Below are 25895 nucleotides of genomic sequence, written 5' to 3' on the forward strand. Positions count from 1 at the left end.
CCTGTGACCCGCATCGACAGCGTGCGCCACGCGGCCGACGTGACGAAGGACAGCGTGCGGCACGCCGCGGAGGTGGCGGCACCGTACGCGAGCACGGCCAAGGAGAACGCCGTGCTCTACGGCAGGCAGTACGGCAGGCAGGCCGGTGCCTACGGGCGCCAGGCGGGCATCCTGGCCAGGCAGCAGTACGACGCCCGGCTCGCCTCCCGGGTCGACCAGGCCCGTGAGCAGGCGTGGGCGGCCGTGCCGCCGAAGGCCGCGACCGCCGTGGAGACCGCTGCCCGCCGCACCGCGGAGGGTGCGAAGACCGCCGCCGACTACACGGTGCCGAAGGTGGAGACCGCGGTCGCCGCGACCCGTTCCGTGGCCGTCCCGGCCAAGGACGAGGTCGTGCTGCGCGGCGGGGCCGCCCTCCAGGCCCTGCGCGGCCAGGTGTCCGCCACCGACATCGACCGGCTGGTCCGGCGCAAGATGTTCCGCGCGAAGGCCGGACGCACCGCCCGCGACCTGGCGCTCGCCGCCGTGTGCTGCGGCGCCGCGTTCGCCGCCTGGAAGTGGTGGAACAAGCAGAACAACCCGGAGTGGCTGGTCGAGCCCTCCGAGGCCACCGAGATGGACAGCCGGGGGTCGATGAACGGCAGCGCCACCCTCACGGTGGTCGACCCGCTGGAGGGCGGCTCCGTCAACGGCTCCAAGCCCTCCACCATCGACCGGGTCGACGGCTCGGCCGACGCCTCCGACCTCGACGCCGAGGTGCGGGCCAAGCAGGACGAGGCGGACCGCAAGCGCAAGCGGGGCAACCAGTAGGACCCGGCCGCGCCACCCCACCTCCGAGGCCGCAGGGTGCGGCCGCCCGACCGTCGTGGCCGGGCGGCCGCACCCTGCGGCTTGCCGTGCGGCTCAGAGCTCCGCGGTGCGGCCTGTGGCGGCGCGGCCTGCCGCGGGGGAGGCGGGGTCGGCGGAGCCGGTGGAGCCGGTGGAGCCGGTGGAGCCAGTGGGGTCGGCGCCGGCCGTGGGGTCGGCGGGGAGCATGTCCTCGGGGTGCGGGTCGAGGACGGTGGGCACGCCCCTGAGGGTGCGCAGCGCGGCCACCGCGCCCAGCAGCATGACCGCCGCGGCGGCCAGCATGGTGGTGTGCATGCTGTCCGTGAACGCCTGCTGGGCGGCGGCCACCACGTGCTGCCCGGTCGCCCCGGCGAGCCGGCCGCCGGTCTGCACGCCGCCTGCCACCGATTCGCGGGCGGCCGACCGGTCCGCCGCGCTCAGCCGCCCGGGCAGCCGCAGGTCGTCCCGGTAGAGCGTGGTGAGCACCGAGCCGAGGATCGCGATGCCGAGCGCGCCGCCCAACTCCATCCCCGTCTCGGAGATCGCCGCCGCCGCGCCGACCCGCTTCCTGGGCACGCTCGCCAGCATCGTGTCGGAGGTGACGGCGAAGGTGAAGATCACACCGAGCCCGTTGACCACCACGATCGGCAGCAGGTGCCAGTACGTGGTGTGCGGCGTCACCCACGCGAACCCCGCGGTGCTCACCGACATCAGCAGCAGGCCGAAGGCGACGGTGCGTGCCCGCCCGAGGCGCTGGACGAGCACGGTGGACAGCGGCGCCCCGACCCCGGCCGCCAGCGGGCCGGGAAGCAGCGCCAGGCCCGCCATGAGCGGCGACCACCCGTGCACCACCTGGAAGTAGAGCGAGCAGGAGAGCGAGAGGGTGGACGAGGTGAACATCGTGACCACGTTCGAGGACAGGGCGCCTGAGAAAGCCGGGCTGCGGAAGAGCTTGAGGTCCAGCAGGGGCTCGGCGAGCCGTCCCTGGCGGCGCAGGAAGGCGGTCAGCGCGGCCGCGCCGACCAGCGCGCTGATCCACACGGCGGGCTCGTCGACCCCGTCACGGGCCGCGGTCTTGATCGCGTAGATGATGCCGAGCATGCCGGCGATCGACAGGGGGACGCTGGTCCAGTCGAGCCGCCCCGGGTTCTGGTTCCTCGACTCCGGCAGGATGACCGCGCCCGTCACCAGCACCAGCGCCATCAGCGGAACGTTGATCAGGAAGACCGAGCCCCACCAGAAGTGGTCGAGCAGCAGCCCGCCGACGACCGGGCCGAGCGCGAAACTGGCCGCTCCGACGCCGCTGCTGACACCGACCGCGGTGGTGCGCTCCCGGGGATCGGGGAAGGCGTTGCGCACCAGGGAGAGCGTGGAGGGCATGATCGTCGCCCCCGCGACGCCGAGCAGCGCACGGGCGGCGATCAGCATCTCCGGGCTGGTCGCGTAGGCGGTGACCGCGGAGGCAACGCCGAATCCGGCGACACCCATCAGCAGGATCCGCTTGCGGCCGATCCGGTCGCCCAGGCTGCCCGCGAAGATCAGCAGCCCGCCGAGGACGAAGCCGTACACGTCCACGATCCACAGCAACTGCGTCGAGGAGGGGTGGAGTTGTGCCGAGAGGCTCGGCAGCGCGTAGTTCAGCACGCTGTTGTCGATGCCGAGAAGGGCGGCGGCCAGGCAGCAGATGGCCAGGACGGCCCAGCGGCGCGGGTCGGCCGCGGTGATGGTCGCCGGGGTGGCTGATGTCGTCGTCATGGCCCGAGCGTGGGCGTCGCGGCGCACCGCACGCTGACCGGCGGCGCACCGCGCGCTGACAGCCGGGTGTCAGGGCAGGTCAGGGGGTGTTGGCGGATGGGGTGCGGGGTCGGGGCGGTACGTCCCCGGGTGCGCGGCGTCCGTGCGGCGGTGGCACCCGGGGGCGGCTCACTCCCCGACGATGGAGGCCGTCGCCCGCTCCAGGGCCTGCGCCCGGTCCAGCTCGGCCGTGCTCGTCCATGCCTCCCGATAACGTTCCTCGCCCAGTGCCGTGCGAGCCGCCTGCTGTGTGGCCCTCGCGTCGGGTCCGTCCAGGGAGCCGCCGCGCAGCGCCTTCGCGGCTCCGAGCAGGAGCGCGGCCCGCCGCGGTTCGCCGGTCAGCATGGCGAGCGCGGCGGCGGCCTCGGAGGCGAGGGAGGCGGTCATCGGGAACTGCAGGGACATCCCGCCGTTGGTCGCCGCGGCCCGGAAGTGCTCCTGGGCGCCGGCCGCGTCGCCCTCGGCGACCGCGATCCGTCCCAGGGCGACCAGCACCGAGGAGCGGGCGCTGTCGCTGGAGAACCAGCCGCTCGGGCACTCCGCGAGCGCCTGCTCGCACAGCGACCGGGCCGCCTCCAGATCGCCGCTCAGCCGGGCGGCCTCGGCCAGTCCGAGGTGGGCCAGCGCCAGGGACTCCGGCGAACCGGCCCGGCGGGAGAGCTCCACGGCCCGCTCGCAATAGGCGGCCGCCGCCTCGTACTCCTCCGCCCGACGGCTGTACGCCGCGCGGTTGCAGAGCAGGTCGGCCATGTCGAGGGCGGAGTCCAGCTCCTCGGCCAGCTCCAGCGCGCGGCCGAGCAACGCGACCGCCTCCTGGAGCTCGCCGCGGTAGTCGGCGATGTCGGCCAGCACGTTGAGGCAGGTGATCATGCCCCAGCGGTCGCCCACCTGCCGGAAGCCCTCCAGGGCGCGGGTGCAGTCGTGCTGGGCCGGGACCGCGTCGGCGAAGGACATCCAGGACTGGAAGCCGGCACCGAGGTGACCCAGCGCGCGGTACCAGGGGTCCTCCCACTCGGCGAGGAAGCCCTCCAGCACGGCCAGGGTGTCGACGCTCTCGTCCGGCACCCCCGCGAACGGCGCCCACAGCACGGTGAGGACGGGGAAGCGGCGGGAGACCCGGTTCATCCCGTCCACGATGCGGGTGGCGGCCGCCACGTGCTCGACGTACCGGCCGGCATCGGAGATGGAGCCGACCACGGCCATGACGCACAGGACGTACTCCTCGTCCATGCCGTCGGGCGGATGCGGCCCGAGCGCCCCGAGCACCTGCCGCGCGGCCGCCGCACCCTCGTACCGCAGCCCGCGCAGCAGCCAGTACGACGAGAGGGCCGCGATGAGCCGCATCGTGGTGGGCAGGTCGCCAGCCGCGGCGCTGCGGTGCAGCGCGGCCTGGAAGTTGTCGCGGTCCTCGGTGAACAGCCGCAGCCAGGCGACCTGTTCGGCACGGCGCAGATGCGGATCCGCGTCGAGCGCGAACTCCAGGAAGTAGGTGATGTGGGCGTGCTGCGTGCTGTCGGCCTCTCCGGCCTCGACCAGCCGCTCGGCGCCGTAGGCGCGGATCGACTCCAGCATCCGGTAGCGGACCCGGCCCGCCGCGTCCGGCTGCTGGGCCACCACCAGGGACTTCTCGACAAGCGCGGCGACCAGGTCGAGGACGTCGTCGGGCCCGATGCGAGGTGCCCCGGCGACGGGCGTCCCCCCATGGCCCGCCGTGCCCGGCGGGTCCGCGCAGACCGCTTCCGCCGCGGCCAGCGTCCATCCTCCGGCGAAGACCGAGGCGCGGCGCAGCACCGCCCGCTCGTCCGCCGGCAGCAACTCCCAGCTCCAGTCGACCACCCCGCGCAGGGTGCGCTGGCGCGGCTGGGCGGTGCGGCTGCCGCGGGACAGCAGCCGGAAGAGCGCGTCCGGCCGCACCGCGAGGCTGTACGGCACCTCGTCGGCGTCGACCGCCGGCAGCGCGCCGAGCCGGGCGGCGATCTCGGGGACCGACAAGGAACGCACCCGGGCCGCGGCCAACTCGATCGCCAACGGGAGGCCGTCGAGTACGGCGCACAGCCGCAACACGGCGTCCAGGGTGGCCGGATCGGTGGTCGGGTCGAAGTCCGGGCGGACGGCCGCGGCCCTCTCCACGAAGAGGCGGACGGCGGGGGAGGCGAGCACCAGGGAGCGGTCGGCGCCGGGCGCCGGCAACGGCAGGGTGGGTACCGGGCACAGCGCCTCACCGTTGATGCCGAGCGCCTCTCGGCTGGTCGCGAGGATGCGCAGCAGCGGCAGCGCGCCGAGCAACTGCTCGGCGAGATACGCGGCCTCGGCGACCACGTGCTCGCAGTTGTCGAGGACGAGCAGCAGCGGGCGGTCGGCCAGCGCGGCGGCGATCCGGGCCATCGGGTCGAGTCCGGTGCCGCCGCCCGTACCGCCGCCGGTGGTGCTGCCGCTTCCGGTGCCGGCTGCCGAGCTGGTCGCGGCGCCCGGGCCCCCCGCGGGCAGCAGCCCGCCTTCCCGCAGCCCGAGCGCGCGGAGCACGGTCTGCGGCACCGCGGCACCGTCGTCCAGAGCCGCCAGCTCCACGAACGCCGCATCGTCCGGGTGTCGTCCGGCCACCTCCAGGGCGAGCCTGGTCTTGCCCGCGCCGCCGGGTCCGATCAGGGTGATCAGCCGCCGCTGCGCCAACTGCTCCCCGATCGCGCCGATTTCCGCCTCGCGGCCGACGAAGCTGGTGAGGTGCACGGGAAGTTCGCGCGCAGGCGGGAGCGATGTTCCACGTGGAACATGAGCGTCCGACGATGTTTCACGTGGAACATCCGGGGTTGTCCGGTGGGGTGCGTCGCCGGACGTCACAGCGGGGGAGGTCGGGGGTTCCGTTGCTCGCGGCAGGACGTCGGGCGCGGTGGCAGGGGCCATGACCGGTGCCGATGCGTGTGCCGGCGCGGGTGCCGGGATCAGCGAGGGGTCGCCGCGCAGCACGGCGAGGTGGACCGCGGCCAACTCCCGTCCCGGATCGGCCCCCAGCGACTCGGCCAGCTCCCGCCGCGCCGCGTCGTAAGCCGCCAGGGCCTCGGACTGCCGCCCGCTGCCGTACAGCGCCCGCATCAACTGCCCGCGCAACCGTTCCCGGAGCGGATGCAGGGCGACCAACTCCCCCAGTTCCGCGACCGTCTCGCGGTTCCGCCCCAGCGCCAGGTCCGCCTCGACCCGGTCCTCGACCGCCGCGAGCCTCAGTTCCTCCCACCGCACCGCCTGCGCCACCGCGAAAGGCGCGTCCCCCACGTCCGCCAGCGCGGGGCCCCGCCACAGGCCGAGCGCCTCGCGCAGCCACCCGGCCGCCGACTCGCTCCGCCCGGCCGCCAGCGCCTCCCGGCCGCGGACCGCCAGCCGCTCGAACCGGTGCGCGTCGACCTGATCCGGCTCCACGGCGAGCCGGTACCCCGCCGGGTGCCCCTCCACGGCGACCGGCAGCACCTGCCGCAGCCGCGAGATCTGCGACTGCACCGCGTTCGCCGCCCCGGCCGGCACCTCCGGCCCGTACAGACCCCCGATCAGCCGGTCCACCCCGACCACGCGCCCGGCGTCCAGCGCGAGCAGCGCCAGCACCGCCCGCCGCCGCGGCCCGCCCAACGCGACGTCGGCGCCGTCCGCACCGACGACCCGCGTCGCCCCCAGAATTCCGAACATCACCACACAGCCGATTGTGTCGCACCCGCAACCCGCCGCCCAGGCACGATCAGCACCGGCGGGCGGACCCGGTGGTGCGGGCCGGCTCAGCCCTGATCCGGGTCCGCACCCCCGACACGCAGGTCGGCGTCGAGCTTGGCGACCAGCGACGCCGCGAGCCCCGGCGCGTTCCGGGCGGCCCACTCCGCGGTCCGGTCGAGGAACCCGGCCAGATCCTCCCGCACCCCGCATAGCAACCCGGACAGCTCGGTGACCACGAAGTCCACCGGCGGCCCGTTCGGCGACCGGGTCGGCGCCGCCCGCGTCAGGGGTCCGTCCGGCCACAACCGGAGCAGCCCGCCGTCCCGCTCGAACCACGGCGCCGGATCGTGCCCGAGCCACGGCCCGTCGTCCCCGCCGGCGAGACCGGACCACTCCCGCCAGTCCTCCAGCCCCGCGCAGCACCCCGGCACCACCACGGCCCCGGTCCGCTCGTCCCGGGCCCGCAGCCCACCCGGCGCGATGATCTTCTCCGCCGCCACCAACCCGGCCACCACCTCGCGGGCGTCGACCGGCGCGCCCTCCTCGTCCCCGAGCAGCCCCGCGTACACCGCCATGGTCGCCAGCACCGTCCCGACCCCGGCCGGCGTCATCCGCCCGGACACCACCACCCACCCGAACGCGGGCACCTCGGCCACCGACCAGGGCGCCGCACCCACGGCCCCCGCGCTCTCCACCACCACATCCAGCACCGCCACGCCGCCCAGCCTCCCACCCCCCGCGGGTCCCCGACGCACTCCCGACCCTGCGCCAATCTGCGTATGGCCGTCGACCGGTGCAAGGGTGCATGGTGGCTCCACCCTCGAGGGCAGCGGCCCCGCCGATGTCCCCCGTCACGGCGGGGCGTTGCCATCTCGAGCCCCTTCGCCGCCGCATGCCTCCCCCATGCGGCGCCCACCCCACCGCTCCAGCGGTCGCCGGCCGTCCCACCGCGGCGTCCGACGGGAGCGGGGAGCCGACCGCCGGCGCCCGACGTGTGCCGTGGACGTGTCGAACGGCAGCGGCCCCCTCACCCGGAGCGGGTGAGGGGGCCGGCGGCCTTCATGAACATCTGTGGAGCCTAGGAGATTCGAACTCCTGACATCTGCCTTGCAAAGGCAGCGCTCTACCAACTGAGCTAAGGCCCCGTGTCGCAGACAGCGTACCCGTTTCGGGGGGTCGAGCCGAAACGGGTTGAGGGGCGGGTCCGGGGTGGGGTGGCCATGACACCCTCGCGCCCGGGTACGGGGACTGGCAGAGTTCGGGTCTGACGGGATCGGGTGGCTGAGGGGGCGGACGGCAGGCCATGGGCGAGGTCTTCGCGGGTCGGTACGAGCTGGTGGACCCGATCGGGCACGGCGGGGTCGGGGCGGTGTGGCGGGCGTGGGACCGGCGCAGGCGCCGGTACGTGGCCGCGAAGGTGCTGCAGCAGAGCGACGCCCACGCGCTGCTGCGCTTCGTGCGGGAGCAGGCGATGCGCATCGACCACCCGCACGTGCTCGCCCCCGCCAGTTGGGCCGCGGACGACGACAAGGTGCTGTTCACCATGGACCTGGTCCGCGGCGGCTCGCTGTCGAACCTGGTCGGCGACTACGGCCCCCTCCCGCCGCGCCTGGTGTGCGTCCTGCTCGACCAGTTGCTGGCCGGGCTGACCGCGGTGCACGCCGAGGGCGTCGTACACCGGGACATCAAGCCCGCCAACGTCCTGCTGGAGGCGACCGGCACGCGCACCCCGCACGTACGGCTCTCGGACTTCGGGATCGCCATGCGCAAGGGCGACGCCCGGCTGACCGAGACCAACTACGTGGTCGGAACGCCCGGCTACTTCGCCCCGGAGCAACTGGTCGGCGCCGAGCCCGACTTCGCCGCGGACCTGTACGCGACCGGCCTGGTCGCGCTGTATCTGCTGGGCGGCCGGAAACCCGACGCGCAGGCCGTGCAGGATCGCTTCCTGGAGATGGGCATGCCCCCGGCCCCGATGGGGGTGCCCGGTCCGCTGTGGCAGGTGGTCGGCACCCTGCTCCAGCCGGACCCGTACGCGCGGTTCCGGACGGCGACCGGTGCGCGCAAGGCGCTGGCCGCCGCGATGGAGCTGCTGCCCGAGGCGGCGCCGGGCGAGGAGCCGGTGGAGGTCCACGACCAGATCGGGCCGCTGCCGCCGGGCTTCGGGCCGGAGGGGCCCGCCGTAGCGGACCGGGTGCCCTCGAACCCGGTGACCATCGACCTGTCGGGCCCGCCCGCGGAGTCCGCCGCGGCGTCGTCCGCCCAGCTTCCGGGCCCGCCGTCCTTCCCGCATCCGGCGGCCGCCCACCCGTCGACCCAGGACCCGCGGCGGACCGCCTCAGCAGCGGCTCCGGAATCGCCGCCCGCCCCGCAGTCGCCACACCCGCGCGGCGAGCGCCGGCCCCGCCACGCCGCCCCCGCGGTTCCCTCCCCGGCCCCGGGGACGGCTCCCGCGGCATCTCCCCTGCCGGAGGAGCCCCCCACCCACGCCCCGACCCGCCCGGACAGCCCGGCACTTCCGCTCCCCGCGCCCGTGTCCGCCGCCCTGAACGGCGCCTCGCCGTCCTCCGCGGACACCGCCTCCACCGGGGTCCCCGCGCGCCGGACCCGTCCGGGCCCACCCGCCAAAGTGGCGATCCCGATGCTGGCGCTCGCGCTGCTGTGCTTCGCGGTCGGCGTCGCGGCCCTCCTCGCGTCCTGATCCCGCGTCCGGACACGGGTCGACCCCGGGCCGGGCCGCGCGCCCGTACTCCCGTGCGTGACGCCCCGGTTCGCCGGGCTCAGCCCCGCACCGGCCGCCGCCGTGCCGCGGCGAACCACGCCGCCAGGACGAGCAGCAGCAGCGTCCCCACCCCGAATGCCCCGTACGCCACCGCGCGCAGCGCCGAGGAGGACGATCCGCCGCCGGTCGCGGTGCCGTCGGCCGCCGCCACGTCGTGCGCGGTGACGCCGATCCCGGCGGCCGCCGGGTTCCCCGCGTACGCCGGAGCGGGCTGCGCGGCGCCCTTGACCTGGACTCGCAGCGTGACCGGCACCGCGCCGCCGACCTGCTTGGCGACGTCCGGGTGCACGGACACCGCGAAGTAGTACCACCCCGCGTACCGCACCCGCTGCACCGTGTCGTCGTCCGAGGAGCGGTTCGCATAGGACGCCGGCGGCAACTGCTCGGCGAGGGAGGTGGGCGAGCCCGAGTAGTCGCCGTCGGCGCCGTCGACGTACTGCCGGACCGGGCTGTAGGCCGTCAGCCGCACGCCGGCACCGACGAAGTCGAGGCCGCTGCCGATCTGGCGCGCGCTGGAGAAGTCCGCGAAGACCGTGGCCTGCTGGCCCCAGTCCACCGGGACCTTGTAGAAGCGGGTCTCGCCCGGCAGCAGCCGGTCCTTCCAGATGCCGGTCCTGATCGCCGCCGCGGTCTCGAAGGACGTGCCGCCCGCCGCCCGCCGGGTGCCGCCGGTGAGCAGCGGGGTGGGAGAGGCGCTGGCGAAGGGGGGAGCGGGCGGCGGCACCGTGCCGGACCTCAGCGGCGGTTCGAGCACGTAGCGCAGCTCCAGCGGCCAGACGGCCTGGTCGGAGCCGGCGTCGGAGGTCCGGTGCACCTGGAGGGTGTACTGGTTCGCACCCTGGCAGGAGTCGTCCTCGTCGCCGATGGTGCGCTCCACCGCGGTGCCGACCGGCCGGGCGTCCCCGTCGTCGTCGAAGTGCTCCTCGCGACTGTCGCACTCCGTGCCGTCGGCGCTGACCAGCTTCAGCTCGATGCCGTCGTCGTAGGTCACCTTCGCACCGGGCGGCGGCAGTGCGAACGCCGAGGCGTACGCGGACGACTTCGCGTCCAGGGCGATCCCGTACATCCGGGTCTGGCCCGGCCTGATGGTGTCCCGGTAGGTGGTGCCGGCCTTCATCGCGGGGGCGTCGGCGGTGGTCGCCGCACCGCCGAGCACGCTGCCGCGCGGCTGCCAGGTGGCCGGGGCGGTCGGGGCCGGGGCCGCGCCTCCGTCCGCGAACGCCGGGCCCTGGCACGCGGCCAGCAGCAGTAAGGCCGCGGCCGCCGTGAACGTCGTGCGCTTCATCCCCTGCTCCTGTCCCCACCGATCAGAGCGCGATGCCACCGCACGGTACCGAAGCCCGCGGGGACGGCGAAGGCCCCGGTCGCACCTGCGACCGGGGCCCTGAGACCGCCCCCACGCCTCGCGGCGTCCTGCTACCGGAGTCTCACACGTTCGAGCTGGAACCACCCGGGACCGTGTCAGTGGCTTCCGTCCACAGGTCCTGCTCGGCGCGGTCCGCCTGAATCTGCCGGTACACGAACAGCCCGGCGACGGCGGCCAGGGCGATCAGGAGAATCTTCTTCATCGCCTGACCCTCCTCCTTCTAGCGTGAGACGAGCTTCTGACTCGCCCGACTATACACAGCGGCCGATACCGAACGGTTATCTGGCACCGAAAACGGGTAGAGAGTCACGCTCCGCGACAGCCGGCCCGAGCCGCGGAGCGGAAGCGGCCGCAGCGGGGGAAGCGCCCGCCGCCGGAAACGACGGACCGGGGAACGGCGGAAACGACGAAGGCGACCCGGTCCGTCAGGACCGAGCCGCCTTCGCTGCGAGTGGGGCTACCAGGACTTGAACCTGGGGCCTCTTCCTTATCAGGGAAGCGCTCTAACCGTCTGAGCTATAGCCCCGCGCTGCACCGAAAGATTAGCGCACCAGGGGCCGTGCCCCAAAATCGGTTACTCGTCCTCGGCGAGCGTCAGCTCGATGCCGCCCACGAAGCCCGACGAGAGGTTGTAGATGAAGGCGCCCAGCGTGGCCAGCGCGGTGGCGAGCACCACGTCGATGACCGCGATCACCGTGGTGAACAGCATGACCCGGGACAGCGACAGGAAGCTGACCAGATCGAAGCCGCCCTTGCCGCCCTCGGTCGAGGTCGCGTCGTTGATCGTGGAGCCCACGGTGCTGAAGACGCCGATGGTGTCGAGCACCATCCACAGCACGGCGACAGCGATGATCGTGCAGATCCCCAGCGCGATGGAGAGCAGGAAGCTCACCTTCATCACCGACCACGGATCGGCCTTGGCCACCCGCAGCCGCGCCTTGCGGGTGCGCGGCACCGTCCGGGCCGCGGGCCTCGGTCTGCGGACGCCTGCCGCCGCGGCCGAGCCCTTGGACATGGACATCCCGGGCGGAGCACCCGGGGGCTGCGGCGGCGCGTAGGCGGCCGGCGGCTGGTGCGGTGACTGACGGGTGTCGGTCACGGTGTATCCCCCCTCCTGCGGACCCTGCTGGTCCGCCGGGCCGGCCGGGCCGGCCCCTCCTGCGCCGGCCCCCCCGGCCGAACCATGGGCGCCGCCCGTCCTGCCGGCGCCGTGCGCACCGCCCGGCCTTCCGGACCCGCCCGCGGCGCCCATGGCTCCACTCACGGCTTACTCCTCCGGTTCACCGGCCGCGGGCGTGGCGCCCGGGGCCGCAGTGTCATGCCCTGTCGTGCTCGTGTCGTCCTGCTCCGCGCCGTCCAACTCCGCGTCGTCCGGATCATCCTCTGCTTCGGCGTTTCGCGCGATACCGACGACCGCGTCCCGCTTGCCGAGGTTGATGAGCTGAACGCCCATGGTGTCACGACCGGTCTCCCTGACCTCGTTGACCCGTGTCCGGATCACACCGCCGCTCAGGGTGATGGCAAGGATCTCATCGGTCTCCTCGACCACCAGCGCACCGACCAGCGAGCCGCGGTCCTCCACGATCTTCGCCGCCTTGATGCCGAGTCCGCCGCGCCCCTGCACCCGGTACTCGTCGACCCGTGTGCGCTTGGCGTACCCGCCATCGGTGGCGGTGAACACGAACGTACCGGGCCGGACGACATTCATGGAGAGAAGTTCGTCACCCTCGCGGAAACTCATGCCCTTGACGCCCGACGTGGCCCGCCCCATCGGCCGCAGCGCATCGTCCGTCGCGGTGAAGCGGATGCACTGCGCCTTACGGCTGACCAGCAACAAGTCGTCCTCGGCGGAGACCAGCTCGGCGCCGATCAGCTCGTCGGACTCCGCCGCGCCGCCCTCTTCCGCCGCTGCCGCGTCCCGCAGGTTGATCGCGATCACGCCGCCGGACCGCGGGGAGTCGTAGTCCTTCAGCGCGGTCTTCTTCACCAGGCCGGACTTGGTGGCGAGCACCAGGTACGGCGCCGCTTCGTAGTCCTTGATGGCCAGGATCTCGGCGATCCGCTCGTCCGGCTGGAAGGCCAGCAGGTTGGCCACGTGCTGGCCGCGGGCGTCGCGTCCGGCGTCCGGGAGCTCGTACGCCTTGGCGCGGTAGACCCGTCCCTTGTTCGTGAAGAACAGCAGCCATTGGTGCGTGGTTGTGACAAAGAAGTGGTCGACGATGTCGTCCTGCTTCAGCTTGGTCCCGCGCACGCCCTTGCCGCCGCGCTTCTGCGAGCGGTAGTCCTCGGTCTTGGTGCGCTTGACGTAGCCGCCGCGGGTGATCGTGACGACGATGTCCTCCTCGGCGATCAGGTCCTCGATGGACATGTCGCCGTCGAAGGGCACCAGCTTGCTGCGCCGGTCGTCGCCGAACTTGTCGACGATCGCCTGGAGCTCCTCGCTGATGATCTGCCGCTGCCGCTCGGGGGAGGCCAGGATCGCGTTGTACTCGTTGATCTTCGCCTGCAGCTCGTCGTGCTCGGCGATGATCTTCTGCCGCTCCAGGGCGGCCAGCCGGCGCAGCTGCATCTCCAGGATCGCGTTCGCCTGGATCTCGTCGATCGTCAGCAGGCCCATCAGGCCCTCGCGCGCGATCTCGACGGTGTCGCTGCGCCGGATCAGCGCGATGACCTCGTCGATCGCGTCCAGCGCCTTGAGCAGACCGCGCAGGATGTGGGCGCGCTCCTCGGCCTTGCGCAGCCGGAAGCGGGTGCGCCGCACGATGACCTCGACCTGGTGGTTCACCCAGTTGCGGATGAACGCGTCCAGCGACAGCGTGCGCGGCACCCCGTCGACCAGCGCCAGCATGTTGGCGCCGAAGTTCGACTGGAGGTCGGTGTGCTTGTAGAGGTTGTTCAGGACCACCTTGGCGACGGCGTCGCGCTTGAGCACGATCACCAGGCGCTGGCCGGTTCGCGACGAGGTCTCGTCGCGGACGTCCGCGATGCCGCCGATCTTGCCGTCCTTCACCAGGTCGGCGATCTTCTGCGCGAGGTTGTCCGGGTTGGTCTGGTACGGCAGCTCGGTGACGACCAGGCACTGGCGGTTCTGGATCTCCTCGACCTCGACGACCGCGCGCATGGTGATCGAGCCGCGGCCGGTGCGGTAGGCCTCCTCGATGCCCCGGCGGCCCACCACCAGGGCGCCGGTCGGGAAGTCCGGGCCCTTGATCCGCTCGATCAGGGCGTCGAGCAGCTCCTCGGAGCTCGCCTCCGGGTTGGCCAGGAACCACTGGGCGCCGTCGGCGACCTCCCGCAGGTTGTGCGGCGGGATGTTGGTGGCCATACCGACCGCGATGCCGGCCGAGCCGTTGATCAGCAGGTTCGGGAAGCGCGCCGGCAGGACCGTCGGCTCCTGGTTGCGGCCGTCGTAGTTGTCCGTGAAATCGACGGTCTCCTCGTCGATGTCCCGGACCATCTCCATGGCCAGCGGCGCCATCTTGCACTCGGTGTACCGCATGGCGGCGGCCGGGTCGTTGCCCGGGGAGCCGAAGTTGCCGTTGGAGTCCACCAGCGGCATCCGCATCGACCATGGCTGCGCGAGGCGGACCAGCGCGTCGTAGATCGAGGAGTCGCCGTGCGGGTGGTAGGTGCCCATCACGTCGCCGACGACGCGGGCACACTTGTAGAAGCCCTTCTCGGGCCGGTAGCCGCCGTCGTACATCGCGTAGAGCACCCGGCGGTGCACCGGCTTGAGGCCGTCACGCACGTCCGGCAGGGCGCGCGAGACGATGACGGACATCGCGTAGTCGAGGTAGCTGCGCTGCATCTCCGTCTCGAGCCCGACGGGCTCGATGCGCAGCCCGCCGGATTCGTTCCGCTCGTCCATCTCGGACGCGGGGAGATCGGGCACGGGAGGGGTGTTGGGGGTCTCGTCGGCCATCGCTGTCTGATAGTCCTTTCACACGGCCGGAAGTCGGGGCCGACTCAGATGTCCAGGAACCGGACGTCCTTGGCGTTGCGCTGGATGAAGGTGCGGCGCGCCTCCACGTCCTCGCCCATCAGGACCGAGAACAGGTCGTCGGCCTGCGCCGCGTCGTCCAGGGTCACCTTGCCGAGCACGCGGTGGTCGATGTCCATGGTGGTGACGCGCAGCTCCTCGGCGTTCATCTCGCCGAGGCCCTTGAAGCGCTGGATCGAGTCCTCGCGGATCCGCTTGCCGCTCTGCTTGCCCAGTTCCACCAGCGCGTCGCGCTCGCGGTCGGAGTAGGCGTACTCCCAGTCGTCCCGGCCCCACTTCACCTTGAACAGCGGCGGGCGGGAGAGGTACACGTGCCCGGCCTCCACCAGCGGCCGCATGAAGCGGAAGAGGAAGGTCAGCAGCAGCGTGTTGATGTGCTGGCCGTCGACGTCGGCGTCCGCCATGAGGATGATCTTGTGATAGCGGAGCTTGTCGATGTCGAAGTCCTCGTGCACACCGGTGCCGAAGGCCGAGATCAGCGCCTGGATCTCCTGGTTCTGCAGGATCTTGTCGATCCTGGCCTTCTCCACGTTGAGGATCTTGCCGCGGATCGGGAGGATCGCCTGGTACTGCGGGTTGCGGCCGGACTTGGCCGAGCCGCCGGCCGAGTCACCCTCGACGATGAAGATCTCGCACTTGGTCGGGTCGTTCGACTGGCAGTCGCTGAGCTTGCCGGGCAGCGACGCGGACTCCAGCAGCCCCTTGCGGCGGGTGAGGTCCCGCGCCTTGCGGGCCGCGACCCGGGCGGTGGCCGCCTGGATCGACTTGCGGATGATGTCCGTGGCCTCGTTCGGATTGCGGTCCAGCCAGTCGGTGAGGTGCTCGTGCACGACCTTCTGGACGTACGTCTTCGCCTCGGTGTTGCCCAGCTTCGTCTTCGTCTGGCCCTCGAACTGCGGCTCGCCGAGCTTGACCGAGATGATCGCGGTCAGGCCCTCGCGGATGTCCTCGCCGGTGAGGTTGTCGTCCTTCTCACGCAGCAGCTTCTTCTCCCGCGCGTAGCGGTTGACCAGGCCGGTCAGCGCCGCGCGGAAGCCCTCCTCGTGGGTGCCGCCCTCGTGGGTGTGGATGGTGTTGGCGAAGCTGTAGACACCCTCGCTGTACTGGGTGTTCCACTGCATCGCGACCTCGACCGACAGCAGCCGCTCCTTGTCCTCCGCCTCGATGTCGATCACCGTGGGGTGGACCATCTCGCCCTTGCGCGAGTTGAGGTAGCGCACGTAGTCGACGATGCCGCCCTCGTAGTAGTACGACGCGGCGAGCGGCTTGCCCTCCTCGTCGACGTGGTCGGGACGCTCGTCGGTCAGCGCGATCCGCAGGCCCTTGTTGAGGAACGCCATCTCCTGCAGGCGCCGCGAGAGCGTCTCGAAGGAGTAGTCGGTGGTCTCGAAGATGTCCGGGTCGGCCCAGAAGGTGACCGAGGTGCCGGTCTCCCCGGTCGCCTCGTGCTTGGCCAGCGGCGCGGTCGGCACGCCCAGCTTGTAGTCCTGCGTCCAGCGGTACCCGTCGGTGCGGACCTCGACGGCGACGCGCGTCGACAGCGCGTTGACCACGGAGACGCCGACGCCGTGCAGACCACCGGAGACGGCGTAGCCGCCGCCGCCGAACTTGCCGCCGGCGTGCAGCACGGTCAGTACGACCTCGACGGCCGGCTTGCCCTCCGAGGGGACCACACCGACCGGGATGCCACGGCCGTTGTCCACCACGCGCACGCCGCCGTCGGCGAGGATCGTGACGTCGATGGTGTCCGCGTGGCCGGCCATCGCCTCGTCGACCGAGTTGTCGACCACCTCCTGCACGAGGTGGTGCAGTCCTCGCTCACCGGTCGAGCCGATGTACATGCCGGGGCGCTTGCGCACCGCCTCGAGCCCTTCCAGCACGGTGATCGCACTGGCGTCGTAGGACTTGTTGGACTTCTCGTTGGGGTTGCCGGAATCGGCCACGAAGCGCCCTTTCTGGCACAGCACGAGCCTGATCCCACCGCGGTGGGATCGGCTGCGATGTTCTGACTCTGGTTCGACGGTTCCGCTGGGGTACCCCTGCCGGACTCGCCGGACTGCCAGGGGAGGGCGGTCTCGTATCAGTCTACCGGTAGCGCCGACATGAGTGGGGCTTTGCCGGTACCTGAGTTCCCATGTGCCGACCGAACCCCGGCTCGCCCGACTCCCTACACGCGGACCAGGTGCCAAAACCGCTCACGGCGGCGTCCAGGGCTTCCGGCTGTCAACCCTTCGCTACGCTCAGCAGGGGCATCCATGCGCCACCCGCTCATCCGTACGTGTCACCCGGACCGCGGCTGCCGGGCGCCCGGAGCCGGCCGTAGGAACGGCTCGGTCCGGCCGGCGCCAGCACCTTGATGATCTTCACCGTGCCGTGCCCGAGGTCGGCGTTCAGCCGGGCCACCAGGGTCGGCGCGAGCAGCCGCAGTTGCGTCGCCCACGCGGTGGAGTCGCACTGGACGGTCAGCACCCGCTCGTCCTCGTCGTACCGGTCCGGCGCGCAGTGCTGCGCGACCTCGGGACCCACGAGCTGCGGCCAGCGGCCCATCACCCCGCCGACCGCGGCCGGCGCCTCCCAGCCGCGCTCGGTGATCAGCCGGTTGATCGCCGCGCCCAGCGGCAGCGGATCGCGGCCGTCCGCCCGGGCACCGCTGCGCAGCCCGCCCCGGCGGGCCTGCTTCTTCTGCACCGCGGCCGCGCCCCGGGCCCGCGCCTGCTCCTTCGCCGCCCGCAGGGCCACCCGCGCGAGGTCCACCCCCGACGCGCCCGGTGTGCCGGCCGCCCCGTCCGCCGTCGCCGAACCCCCGCCGTCCTGCCGGGGCAAAGCCCCGCTCCCCGCGTCCTCACGCCGCGCCCGCTCCCGGTCGCTCATGCCCGCTCCACCGTCCCGTCCTGCACCGCGAACCGCGTCCCCACCAGCACGCCCGGCACGTCGTCGTCGACCGCGGCCGTGACGAGCACCTGCTCGCCGGGCGCGACGAGTTCGGCCAGCCGCTCCCGGCGCCGGCTGTCCAGCTCGGCGAACACGTCGTCCAGCACCAGCACCGGCTCCCGGCCGTCGGAGCAGAGCAGTTCGTACGACGCCAGCCGCAACGCCAGGGCGTACGACCAGGATTCGCCGTGGCTGGCGTAGCCCTTCGCCGGCAGCGGGCCGAGCTTCAGCACCAGGTCATCGCGGTGCGGCCCCACCAGCGTCACGCCGCGCTCGATCTCCTGCTTCCGCGCCTCGCCCAGCGCCTCCAGCAGCCGTCCGTACAGATCCTCGCGGCCGGTCGCGCCCGCCATCCGCTCGTCGCCGATCGACCCGCGGTACTCGAGGCCCACCGGGCCGCCGCCGGGTGCGAGTTGGTCGTACGCCTTGTCGGCCATCGGCTGGAGCGCGGCGACCAGGTCGAGTCGCTGGGCGAGCAGTTCGGCGCCGGCACGAGCCAGGTGCTGGTCCCACACGTCGAGGGTGGACAGGTCGGCGCCGCCGGTCCTGCCGCCGGGGCCCGCGGCCGCCCGGCTGCCGTGCCGGCGGGCCAACGCGGCGGATTTCAGCAGGGTGTTGCGCTGCTTGAGCACCCGCTCGTAGTCCGCGCGCACCCCGGCCAGGCGCGGCGTGCGGGCGGTGGCCAGGTCGTCGAGGAAGCGGCGGCGCTCGCCGGGGTCGCCCTTGACCAGGGCGAGGTCCTCCGGTGCGAACAGCACGCTGCGCAGGATGCCCAGCACGTCCCGCGGGCGGACCTGCGAGGAGCGGTTGATCCGGGCGCGGTTGGCCCTGCCCGGGTTGATCTCCAGCTCGACCAGCTGCTGCCGGTCGCCGTGCACCACCTGGGCGCGCACCACCGAGCGCTCCGCGCCGAGGCGTACCAGCGGCGCGTCCGAGGCGACCCGGTGGCTGCCGAGGGTGGCCAGGTAGCCGACCGCCTCGACCAGGTTGGTCTTGCCGTGCCCGTTGGGCCCGACGAAAACCGTGACGCCCGGGTCGAGGGGGACCTCGGCCCGGGCGTAGGAGCGGAAGTCGGCAAGCGAAAGGTGCGCTACGTGCATCTCGTGCTGTGGCGCTGAGCGCGCCGACCTCCCTGCTGTGACGTGCGGTGCGGTACCGCCTGCCGGCCTACTCGGCCGCGGTGACCGCGTGGCCGCCGAACTCGTTGCGGAGCGCGGCGATCATCTTCATCTGCGGCGAGTCGTCCTGGCGGGACGAGAAGCGGGCGAAGAGGGAGGCGGTGATCGCGGGCATCGGCACCGCGTTGTCGATCGCGGCCTCCACGGTCCAGCGGCCCTCACCCGAGTCGTCCGCGTAACCGCGGAGGTTCTCCAGGTGCTCGCTCTTGTCGAGCGCGTCCACGGCCAGGTCGAGCAGCCAGGAACGGATGACCGTACCGGACTTCCAGGAGCGGAAGACCTCGCGGACGTCGGTGACCGAGCCGACCGCCTCCAGCAGCTCCCAGCCCTCGGCGTAGGCCTGCATCATCGCGTACTCGATGCCGTTGTGGACCATCTTGGCGAAGTGGCCGGCGCCGACCTTGCCGGCGTGCACCGCGCCCGAGTCGCCCTCGGGCTTGAGGGCGTCGAAGATCGGCTGCGCCTTGGCGACGTCCTCGTCCTTGCCGCCGTACATCAGCGCGTAGCCGTTGGCGAGGCCCCACACACCGCCGGAGACGCCGCAGTCGACGAAGCCGATGCCCTTGGCGGCCAGCTCGTCGGCGTGCTTCTCGTCGTCGGTCCAGCGGGAGTTGCCGCCGTCGACCACGAGGTCACCGGGGGAGAGCAGCTCGCCCAGCTCGTCGACGGTGGACTGGGTGGCCGGGCCGGCCGGGACCATCACCCACACCACGCGCGGCGCGGGGAGCGAGTCCACCAACTCCTTGAGGGTGTGGACATCGGCGAGATCCGGGTTCCGGTCGTACCCGATGACGGTGTGGCCGGCGCGGCGGATGCGCTCGCGCATGTTGCCGCCCATCTTGCCGAGACCGATGAGACCGAGCTCCATCACTGACCCTTCGTTCGAAGCATTCGACGCGTAACGCATGGCGCGTGACCGCGGTACCTGGCAGGACTGCCAGACCTGACCTGATCCGACCCCGAGCCTACGTCGGCCCGGTCCGCCGCCTTCAGCCGGACAGGCGGACCGGCATGATCAGGTACTTGTACGCTTCGTCGGCCTCGGCATCCACGGCGGGCCGGCCGCTCAGCAGAGCCGGCTTGGTGGAGGTCGTGAAGGACAGCTGGGCGGCCGGCGAGTCGATCGCGCTCAGGCCGTCGAGCAGGAACGTCGGGTTGAAGGCAATCGAGATGTCATCGCCGTCGAGCTTGGCGTCGACCCTTTCCACAGCCTGTGCGTCGTCGCTGGAGCCGGCCTCCAGGGTGAGCACGCCCTGCTCGAAGCTCAGCCGCACCGGGGTGTTGCGCTCGGCCACCAGGGCCACGCGCTTGACCGCCTCGACCAGGGGCGCGGTCTCGATCACCGCGACCGACGCGAACTCGGTGGGGAACAGCGTGCGGTACTTGGGCAGGTCGCCCTCGAGCAGGCGGGTGGTGGTGCGGCGGCCCGCGCCCTCGAACCCGATCAGGCCCTCGCCGTCGCCCGCGCCGGCCAGCGCGATGGAGACCGTGTCGCCACTGGTGAGCGCCTTGGCGGTGTCCTGGAGGGTCTTGGCGGGCACCAGCGCGACCGCGGAGATGTCGGCCTGCTCGGGCTTCCACAGGAACTCGCGGACCGCGAAGCGGTACCGGTCGGTGGCGGCCAGCGTGACGGTGTCGCCCTCGATCTCGATCCGCACGCCGGTGAGCACCGGGAGCGTGTCGTCGCGCCCGGCGGCGATGGCGACCTGCGCGGCGGCGGCGGCGAAGACCTCACCGGGGACGGTGCCCGAGGCGGTGGGCATCGCGGGCAGCGCGGGGTACTCCTCGACGGGGAGGGTGTGGAGGGTGAAGCGGGAGCTTCCACAGACCACGGTCACGCGTACACCGTCTGTGGAAATCTCCACCGGGCGGTTCGGCAGCGCCCGGGAGATGTCGGCGAGCAGCCGGCCCGAGACCAGGACCGTGCCCTCCTCGTCGACCTCGGCCTCGACCGACACCCGCGCCGAGACCTCGTAGTCGAAGCCGGAGAGGCTGAGCTTGCCCTCCTCGGCCTTGAGCAGCAGTCCGGCGAGCACGGGCACCGGGGGACGGGCCGGGAGGCTGCGGGCTGCCCAAGCCACTGCCTCGGCGAGTACGTCGCGCTCCACCCGGATCTTCACCGGAACCGCCTCCTGCTTGTTGCTGGCTGTCGGGGACCAGTCTGACGCACAGGACTGACAGTAGGTGCGGGTTGGCGTCAAGCCGTGCCCCGAGCCGCAGAGCGGTGCCGGGCCGAGTTGTGCACACCCCCCGCTTCGAAGCGAGTTCCCAGCTATCTATGTGTAGTCGTAGTAGTAGGGGGTGTGGATACCGTGGATAACCGGTTCCCTCGCAGGTCAGGCCCGGTTTTTTATCCACCGCGCCTGTGGGTGACGCCGGTGGACAACCGGGGCCTGCTGTGGACGGCGGAAAGTTGTGCACACCCGATGCACAGGGCACAGCCACTTGTCCCCAGCTCCGTCCCCAGAAATACCCAGGTTCTCCCCAGCCCAACCCACCTCCTTGGTGTGACGGCTTTCACTCGTTCGGGCGACGCATCGTGTTTCGTTGCCGAACAGTGGACAGGGATGTGGAGAAGCGGCCCGAAGCTGTGCACAACCCAGGGCATCCTGTGGGCGGGCGGTGGACAACTCCTCGTGCGGCCTTACGGGTTGCCTGGTTCGTCCACAGTCTGTGGATGCGGGTTACCCACATTTCCCCACCGCGCTGAGCTGGACGGACAGCCCCCGGAGGACCGGGCCTGTGGAGACGATTCTGGACAACTCCGGTGTCCCCAGGGTGTGGACGGCGCTTCCGCGCCACTTCTGTGGAGAAACGGATCTTCCCCGGGGGTAATCGAACAGCCGGAAACGGCGCGTGCCCCGGGAGCGGGGCTCCCGGGGCACGCGTGCGGTGGCTGTGGGCCGCCGCGGTCAGCTCTTGATGCGGTTCGTCAGCTCCGTCACCTGGTTGTAGATGGAGCGCCGCTCGGCCATCAGCGAGCGGATCTTCCGGTCGGCGTGCATGACCGTCGTGTGGTCGCGGCCACCGAAGAGCGCACCGATCTTCGGCAGTGACAGGTCGGTCAGCTCGCGGCACAGGTACATGGCGATCTGCCGGGCGGTGACCAGCACCCGGCTGCGGGAGGAGCCCGACAGGTCGTCCACGGCCAGCCCGAAGTACGCGGCCGTCTCCGCCATGATCGCCGTACCGCTGATCTCCGGGACCGAGTCGTCGCCGCCCGGGATCAGGTCCTTCAGCACGACCTCGGTGAGCTGGAGGTCGACCGGCTGCCGGTTGAGACTGGCGAAGGCGGTGACCCGGATCAGCGCGCCCTCCAGCTCGCGGATGTTGCGGGAGATCCGGGAGGCGATGAACTCCAGCACCTCCGGCGGCGCGTTGAGCTGCTCCTGCACCGCCTTCTTCCGCAGGATCGCGATCCGCGTCTCCAGCTCGGGCGGCTGGACGTCGGTGATCAGCCCCCACTCGAAGCGGTTGCGCAGCCGGTCCTCCAGGGTGACCAGCTGCTTGGGCGGCCGGTCGGAGGAGAGCACGATCTGCTTGTTCGCGTTGTGCAGGGTGTTGAAGGTGTGGAAGAACTCCTCCTGCGTCGACTCCTTCTGGGCCAGGAACTGGATGTCGTCGACGAGCAGGATGTCCATGTCCCGGTACCGCTTGCGGAACGCGTCCGCCTTGCCGTCGCGGATGGAGTTGATGAACTCGTTGGTGAACTCCTCCGAGCTCACGTACCGCACCCGGGTGCCCGGGTAGAGGCTGCGCGCGTAGTGGCCGATGGCGTGCAGCAGGTGAGTCTTTCCCAGGCCGGACTCGCCGTAGATGAAGAGCGGGTTGTACGCCTTGGCCGGTGCCTCGGCGACGGCCACCGCGGCGGCGTGCGCGAAGCGGTTGGACGCGCCGATGACGAAGGTGTCGAAGAGGTACTTCGGGTTCAGCCGCGCGGTCGGCTCCACCGCGCCGCCGCCACTGCCGTTCCCGCTGCCCGGCTGCTCACCGCGCGCGGCCGGCACCCCGCCGCCCGGCTGCTGGTAGGCGGCCGGCGACGGCCCGTACGACGGCGGGCCGCTCTGGTGCGGCCCCCCGGGGCGGCCCGGCTGCTGCGGGTGGCCCTGGTGCGGCACGTTCGGGTAGGCGTCGCGCGGCTCGGGCCGGTAGCGCCGGTCGTCGTAGGACTCCGGTCGGCTGTCGTACGCCTCGGACCTGCCGCCGTCGTAGGAGTCCCGGGGGCCGCGCCGGTCGTCGTACGCGTCGCGGCGCACCTCGTACGGCTCACGCTCCGGGAAGTCGACCGGGGCGGGCACGCCCCAGCTGCCGAGCTTGGGCTGCTGCCAGTCCTGGCGGTCGTCGGGGTAGGCGGGGCGCATCCGGGGGTCGTGGGAGTCGCGGACGTCACGCGTGTCGCGCACGTCACGGGCGTCGTGCTGGTCGCGGCCGTCCCGAAGATCCCGCAGATCGTGGGAGTCGCGGACGTCGCGTGTGTCGCGGATCTCGTGCAGGTCCCGCTGACCGCGGTCGTCGGACGGGTCCGCGGGCGGCGCGGGCGGCTGTTCCTGGTCGCCGCCCGAGGCGACGGCGATCGCGATGCCGACCTGGTGACCGAACTCACTGCTGAGCACCTTGGTGATCAGCGGCAGCAGACGGCCCTCCAGCACGTTCTTGGCGAACTCGTTGGGCGCGGAGAGCACCGCGGTGCCGGCCACCAGGGCCAGCGGCTGGGTGCGCTGGAGCCACTCGGTGTCCTTGGGCTTGAGTTCGCTGTCCACCAGGAGCTTCTGCAGGACCCGTGGCCACACTGCGGCAAGATCGGCAGTCACGTCGGCCACAGTTGCACGCTCTCTCGGGTCGCTGGCAGGTGCACAGAACTCCCGCGAAAGTGTGAATCTCCGGAGAGGCGGGGAGTCTACGAAGTTCGGTACCTCGATGCGCCCGGAGTCCAGCCACGGTAGTCAGGCCAGTGTGCGCGCTTCAAGTCGTTGTCCACAGGGTGTGTACAAACCTCGGGGTGTCGCGGCCGGGTTTGACCGGATGGCCTAGCCGCACGTACCGTATCGAGGTCGAGTTGTCGATGGCTGCTGCCGCCTGCCTACCGATGGGCGAAGATCCTCCGGGTGCCTCCGGGCGGTCGTCAAAGCGGTACACCCGATCAGTCCGCGAGGTTCCTCGTGGGCGCACGGTGACAGCCAGACGACGCACCGCTGTCATTCCGATCCCCCTGGAGCCCCCGAGTGAGCAAGCGCACCTTCCAGCCGAACAACCGTCGCCGCGCGAAGACCCACGGCTTCCGTCTGCGTATGCGCACGCGCGCCGGTCGTGCCATCCTCTCGACCCGCCGTGGCAAGGGTCGCGCCCGCCTGTCCGCCTGATAGCCAGGTCTCATGCCGTGCTGCCCACCGAGAATCGGCTGAGGCGGCGCCAGGACTTCGGCGAAGCGGTTCGCCGTGGACGCCGGGCGGGTCGCCCGCTGCTGGTCGTCCATCTGCGCCGCGACGCCACGGACCCGCATGCGCCAGGGGGAGGCAGTCCCCCGGCGCGTGCGGGTTTCGTCGTGAGCAAGGCGGTCGGCAATGCCGTGCAGCGCAACCTGGTGCGGCGTCGACTGCGTCATCTGGTCCGGGAGCGTCTGCCACTGCTGCCCCCCGGTAGCCTTGTGGTAGTACGCGCGCTACCCGAAGCGGGCAGCGCGGACCATGCACAGCTGGCCCTCGACCTGGACACCGCGCTCCAGAGGCTGCTGGGACGTGACACCCGTGGCGACGCCGAGGGGAGGGTGGCTCGATGAAATACCCGCTACTGGCACTGATCAAGCTCTATCAGTGGACGATCAGTCCACTGCTCGGGCCGGTCTGCCGGTACTACCCCTCCTGCTCGCACTACGGGTACACGGCCATCGACCGGCACGGTGCGATCAAGGGAACCGCCCTGACCGTGTGGCGCATCCTGCGATGCAACCCATGGTCGCCGGGTGGTGTGGACCATGTCCCGCCGCGTAAGCGGCCGCGATGGCACGAACTGCTGCGCCGCTACCTGCGGGGCGGCTCCGACGGGCCCGTCACGCCCGAGCCCACCGGACCCTCTCACGCCCAAGGAGCCTGACCGTGGGGATCTTGAACCCCCTCTATGACGCCGTCTCGTGGATCATCGTCCAGTTCCACTCGCTGTACGGCCTCGTTTTCAACCCGGACAGCGGTTGGGCGTGGGGTCTGTCCATCGTTTCCCTGGTGGTCCTGATCCGGACGGCCTTGATCCCGCTCTTCGTGAAGCAGATCAAGTCCACCCGGAACATGCAGGTGCTCCAGCCGAAGATGAAGGCGATCCAGGAGCGCTACAAGAACGACCGGCAGAAGCAGTCCGAGGAAATGATGAAGCTGTACAAGGAGACGGGTACCAACCCGCTCTCCTCGTGCCTGCCGATTCTGGTCCAGTCGCCGTTCTTCTTCGCCCTCTACCACGTGCTGAGCAACGTGGCGAAGGGCAACGAGGTCGGCGTGATCCACCACAACCTCGTGGACAGCGCGAGCAAGGCGCACATCTTCGGCGCCCCGCTGCCGGCGAAGTTCCTGGACAGCACCGCCACGCTGGCGCGTCTGCACACCAGCGTTGCCGAGGTGCGCACCGTCACGATCATCATGATCGTGTTGATGTCGTTCTCGCAGTTCTACACGCAGCGCCAGCTGATGACGAAGAACGTGGACATGTCGGTGAACACGCCGTTCATGCAGCAGCAGAAGATGCTGATGTACGTGTTCCCGCTGGTCTTCGCGGGCTTCGGCATCATCGCCCCGGTCGGTGTGCTGCTGTACTGGCTGACCACCAACGTCTGGACCATGTGCCAGCAGCTCGTCGTCATCCGGCGCAACCCCACCCCGGGCAGCCTCGCCTTCAAGCAGCGCCAGGAGCGGCTGCGGGCCAAGGGCAAGCTGGTGGAGCCGCCGGAGGAGGTCAAGGCCAAGGAAGCCGTCGAGCAGGCGCGGGCCAACCGCACCCAGCCGAAGCGGCAGAGCAAGTCCCAGCGCACCTCCGGTGGGACCGCGACCAGCACGCATACCGGCGGCGGCGCCGGCGGACAGAAGGTCGACGACGAGAAGCCGTCGTCCACTTCCGGGCAGCAGCCGTCCCGCGGCGGCGCCAAGTCCTCCGGGTCCACTCCGTCCGGGAAGTCGTCCGGCGGTTCGGGCGCCTCGAAGTCGTCCGGCGGCGGGAAGGGTGCGCCGAGGGCCGGTGCTCCCCGCGCGGGCGGCTCCAAGCAGGGCGGCGGTGCCTCGGGCAAGCAGTCCGGCAGCTCCAAATCCAAGCCGGGCAACCTGTCGAAGAAGAAGTAAGAGGAGAGTC

19 protein-coding genes and 2 tRNA genes are annotated in these 25895 nt (G+C 71.8%); 6 read left to right on the top strand and 15 right to left on the bottom strand.

Annotation, left to right across the window (positions count from 1 at the left end; translation table 11 throughout):
- The first annotated feature begins 3 nt into the window (after positions 1–3).
- Positions 4–807: a DUF5324 family protein gene (locus C4U44_RS13425; protein WP_103885994.1), complete on the top strand. Its 804-nt coding sequence runs from the start codon at positions 4–6 to the stop codon at positions 805–807.
- Between the two features lie 93 nt (positions 808–900).
- On the opposite strand, the gene C4U44_RS13430 is transcribed toward C4U44_RS13425, so the two are convergent.
- The 4 genes from C4U44_RS13430 to C4U44_RS13445 all read right to left on the bottom strand — a co-directional run bounded on the left by C4U44_RS13430 (position 901) and on the right by C4U44_RS13445 (position 7457).
- On the bottom strand, positions 901–2580 hold the full coding sequence (locus tag C4U44_RS13430) for an MFS transporter (protein ID WP_103885995.1): 1680 nt from the start codon (positions 2578–2580) through the stop codon (positions 901–903).
- Positions 2581–2748: 168 nt separating this feature from the next.
- Positions 2749–6291: an AfsR/SARP family transcriptional regulator gene (locus C4U44_RS41515; protein ID WP_235032087.1), complete on the bottom strand. Its 3543-nt coding sequence runs from the start codon at positions 6289–6291 to the stop codon at positions 2749–2751.
- An 86-nt stretch (positions 6292–6377) separates the two neighbouring features.
- Positions 6378–7028: a hypothetical protein gene (locus tag C4U44_RS41115; protein ID WP_146088264.1), complete on the bottom strand. Its 651-nt coding sequence runs from the start codon at positions 7026–7028 to the stop codon at positions 6378–6380.
- A 356-nt stretch (positions 7029–7384) separates the two neighbouring features.
- A tRNA-Ala gene (locus C4U44_RS13445) sits at positions 7385–7457 on the bottom strand.
- Positions 7458–7615: 158 nt separating this feature from the next.
- Here C4U44_RS13445 and C4U44_RS13450 point away from each other — a divergent pair.
- Positions 7616–9013 (top strand): serine/threonine-protein kinase, encoded by a 1398-nt coding sequence (locus tag C4U44_RS13450; RefSeq protein ID WP_103885996.1) that lies wholly within the window; start codon positions 7616–7618, stop codon positions 9011–9013.
- Positions 9014–9092: 79 nt separating this feature from the next.
- Here the strand turns inward: C4U44_RS13450 and C4U44_RS13455 are convergent, their stop codons facing one another.
- The 11 genes from C4U44_RS13455 to dnaA all read right to left on the bottom strand — a co-directional run bounded on the left by C4U44_RS13455 (position 9093) and on the right by dnaA (position 23389).
- Positions 9093–10379 carry a hypothetical protein gene (locus C4U44_RS13455; protein ID WP_103885997.1) on the bottom strand — a complete coding sequence of 429 codons (1287 nt, stop codon included), beginning with the start codon at positions 10377–10379 and terminating at the stop codon, positions 9093–9095.
- A 142-nt stretch (positions 10380–10521) separates the two neighbouring features.
- Positions 10522–10662 carry a DLW-39 family protein gene (locus C4U44_RS42445; protein WP_235032051.1) on the bottom strand — a complete coding sequence of 47 codons (141 nt, stop codon included), beginning with the start codon at positions 10660–10662 and terminating at the stop codon, positions 10522–10524.
- Between the two features lie 250 nt (positions 10663–10912).
- A tRNA-Ile gene (locus C4U44_RS13465) sits at positions 10913–10986 on the bottom strand.
- Between the two features lie 48 nt (positions 10987–11034).
- Positions 11035–11712, bottom strand: coding sequence for a DUF3566 domain-containing protein (locus C4U44_RS13470; RefSeq protein ID WP_200823256.1), 678 nt, complete (start codon positions 11710–11712; stop codon positions 11035–11037).
- Between the two features lie 15 nt (positions 11713–11727).
- Positions 11728–14382 (bottom strand): DNA gyrase subunit A, encoded by a 2655-nt coding sequence (gene gyrA, locus C4U44_RS13475; RefSeq protein ID WP_103885999.1) that lies wholly within the window; start codon positions 14380–14382, stop codon positions 11728–11730.
- A gap of 44 nt (positions 14383–14426) precedes the next feature.
- The gene (gyrB, locus tag C4U44_RS13480; protein ID WP_103886000.1) at positions 14427–16427 is read right to left on the bottom strand and encodes a DNA topoisomerase (ATP-hydrolyzing) subunit B; all 2001 of its coding nucleotides are present in this window, start codon (positions 16425–16427) and stop codon (positions 14427–14429) included.
- Positions 16428–16728: 301 nt separating this feature from the next.
- Positions 16729–17331: a DUF721 domain-containing protein gene (locus tag C4U44_RS13485; RefSeq protein WP_235032052.1), complete on the bottom strand. Its 603-nt coding sequence runs from the start codon at positions 17329–17331 to the stop codon at positions 16729–16731.
- Positions 17328–18491 carry a DNA replication/repair protein RecF gene (recF, locus tag C4U44_RS13490; RefSeq protein ID WP_103886001.1) on the bottom strand — a complete coding sequence of 388 codons (1164 nt, stop codon included), beginning with the start codon at positions 18489–18491 and terminating at the stop codon, positions 17328–17330. The genes C4U44_RS13485 and recF overlap by 4 nt, the downstream gene beginning before the upstream one ends.
- Positions 18492–18558: 67 nt before the next feature.
- Positions 18559–19476, bottom strand: a complete 918-nt coding sequence (gnd, locus tag C4U44_RS13495; protein WP_107503986.1) for a phosphogluconate dehydrogenase (NAD(+)-dependent, decarboxylating) — start codon at positions 19474–19476, stop codon at positions 18559–18561.
- Positions 19477–19558: 82 nt separating this feature from the next.
- Positions 19559–20689 (bottom strand): DNA polymerase III subunit beta, encoded by a 1131-nt coding sequence (dnaN, locus tag C4U44_RS13500; RefSeq protein WP_103886003.1) that lies wholly within the window; start codon positions 20687–20689, stop codon positions 19559–19561.
- 792 nt (positions 20690–21481) lie between these two features.
- Entirely contained in the window at positions 21482–23389 is a 1908-nt protein-coding gene (gene dnaA / locus C4U44_RS13505) for a chromosomal replication initiator protein DnaA (RefSeq protein WP_103886004.1), read from the bottom strand.
- A gap of 402 nt (positions 23390–23791) precedes the next feature.
- On the opposite strand from dnaA, the gene rpmH reads away from it, so the two are divergent.
- Genes rpmH through yidC form a run of 4 tightly spaced genes read left to right on the top strand, consistent with a single transcriptional unit; the run spans position 23792 to position 25885 of the window.
- Positions 23792–23929, top strand: a complete 138-nt coding sequence (gene rpmH / locus C4U44_RS13510; protein ID WP_103886005.1) for a 50S ribosomal protein L34 — start codon at positions 23792–23794, stop codon at positions 23927–23929.
- A gap of 17 nt (positions 23930–23946) precedes the next feature.
- A complete protein-coding gene (rnpA, locus tag C4U44_RS13515) occupies positions 23947–24345 on the top strand; it encodes a ribonuclease P protein component (protein WP_103886006.1) in 399 nt (132 codons plus the stop codon).
- Positions 24342–24659 (top strand): membrane protein insertion efficiency factor YidD, encoded by a 318-nt coding sequence (yidD, locus tag C4U44_RS13520; protein WP_103886007.1) that lies wholly within the window; start codon positions 24342–24344, stop codon positions 24657–24659. The genes rnpA and yidD overlap by 4 nt, the downstream gene beginning before the upstream one ends.
- Before the next feature lie 2 nt (positions 24660–24661).
- Positions 24662–25885, top strand: a complete 1224-nt coding sequence (gene yidC, locus C4U44_RS13525) for a membrane protein insertase YidC (RefSeq protein ID WP_235032053.1) — start codon at positions 24662–24664, stop codon at positions 25883–25885.
- The last annotated feature ends 10 nt before the right edge of the window (positions 25886–25895 follow it).

The sequence above is a fragment of the Actinacidiphila yanglinensis genome (assembly GCF_900107965.1).
In the GTDB taxonomy this organism is placed as follows: Bacteria; Actinomycetota; Actinomycetes; order Streptomycetales; family Streptomycetaceae; genus Actinacidiphila; species Actinacidiphila yanglinensis.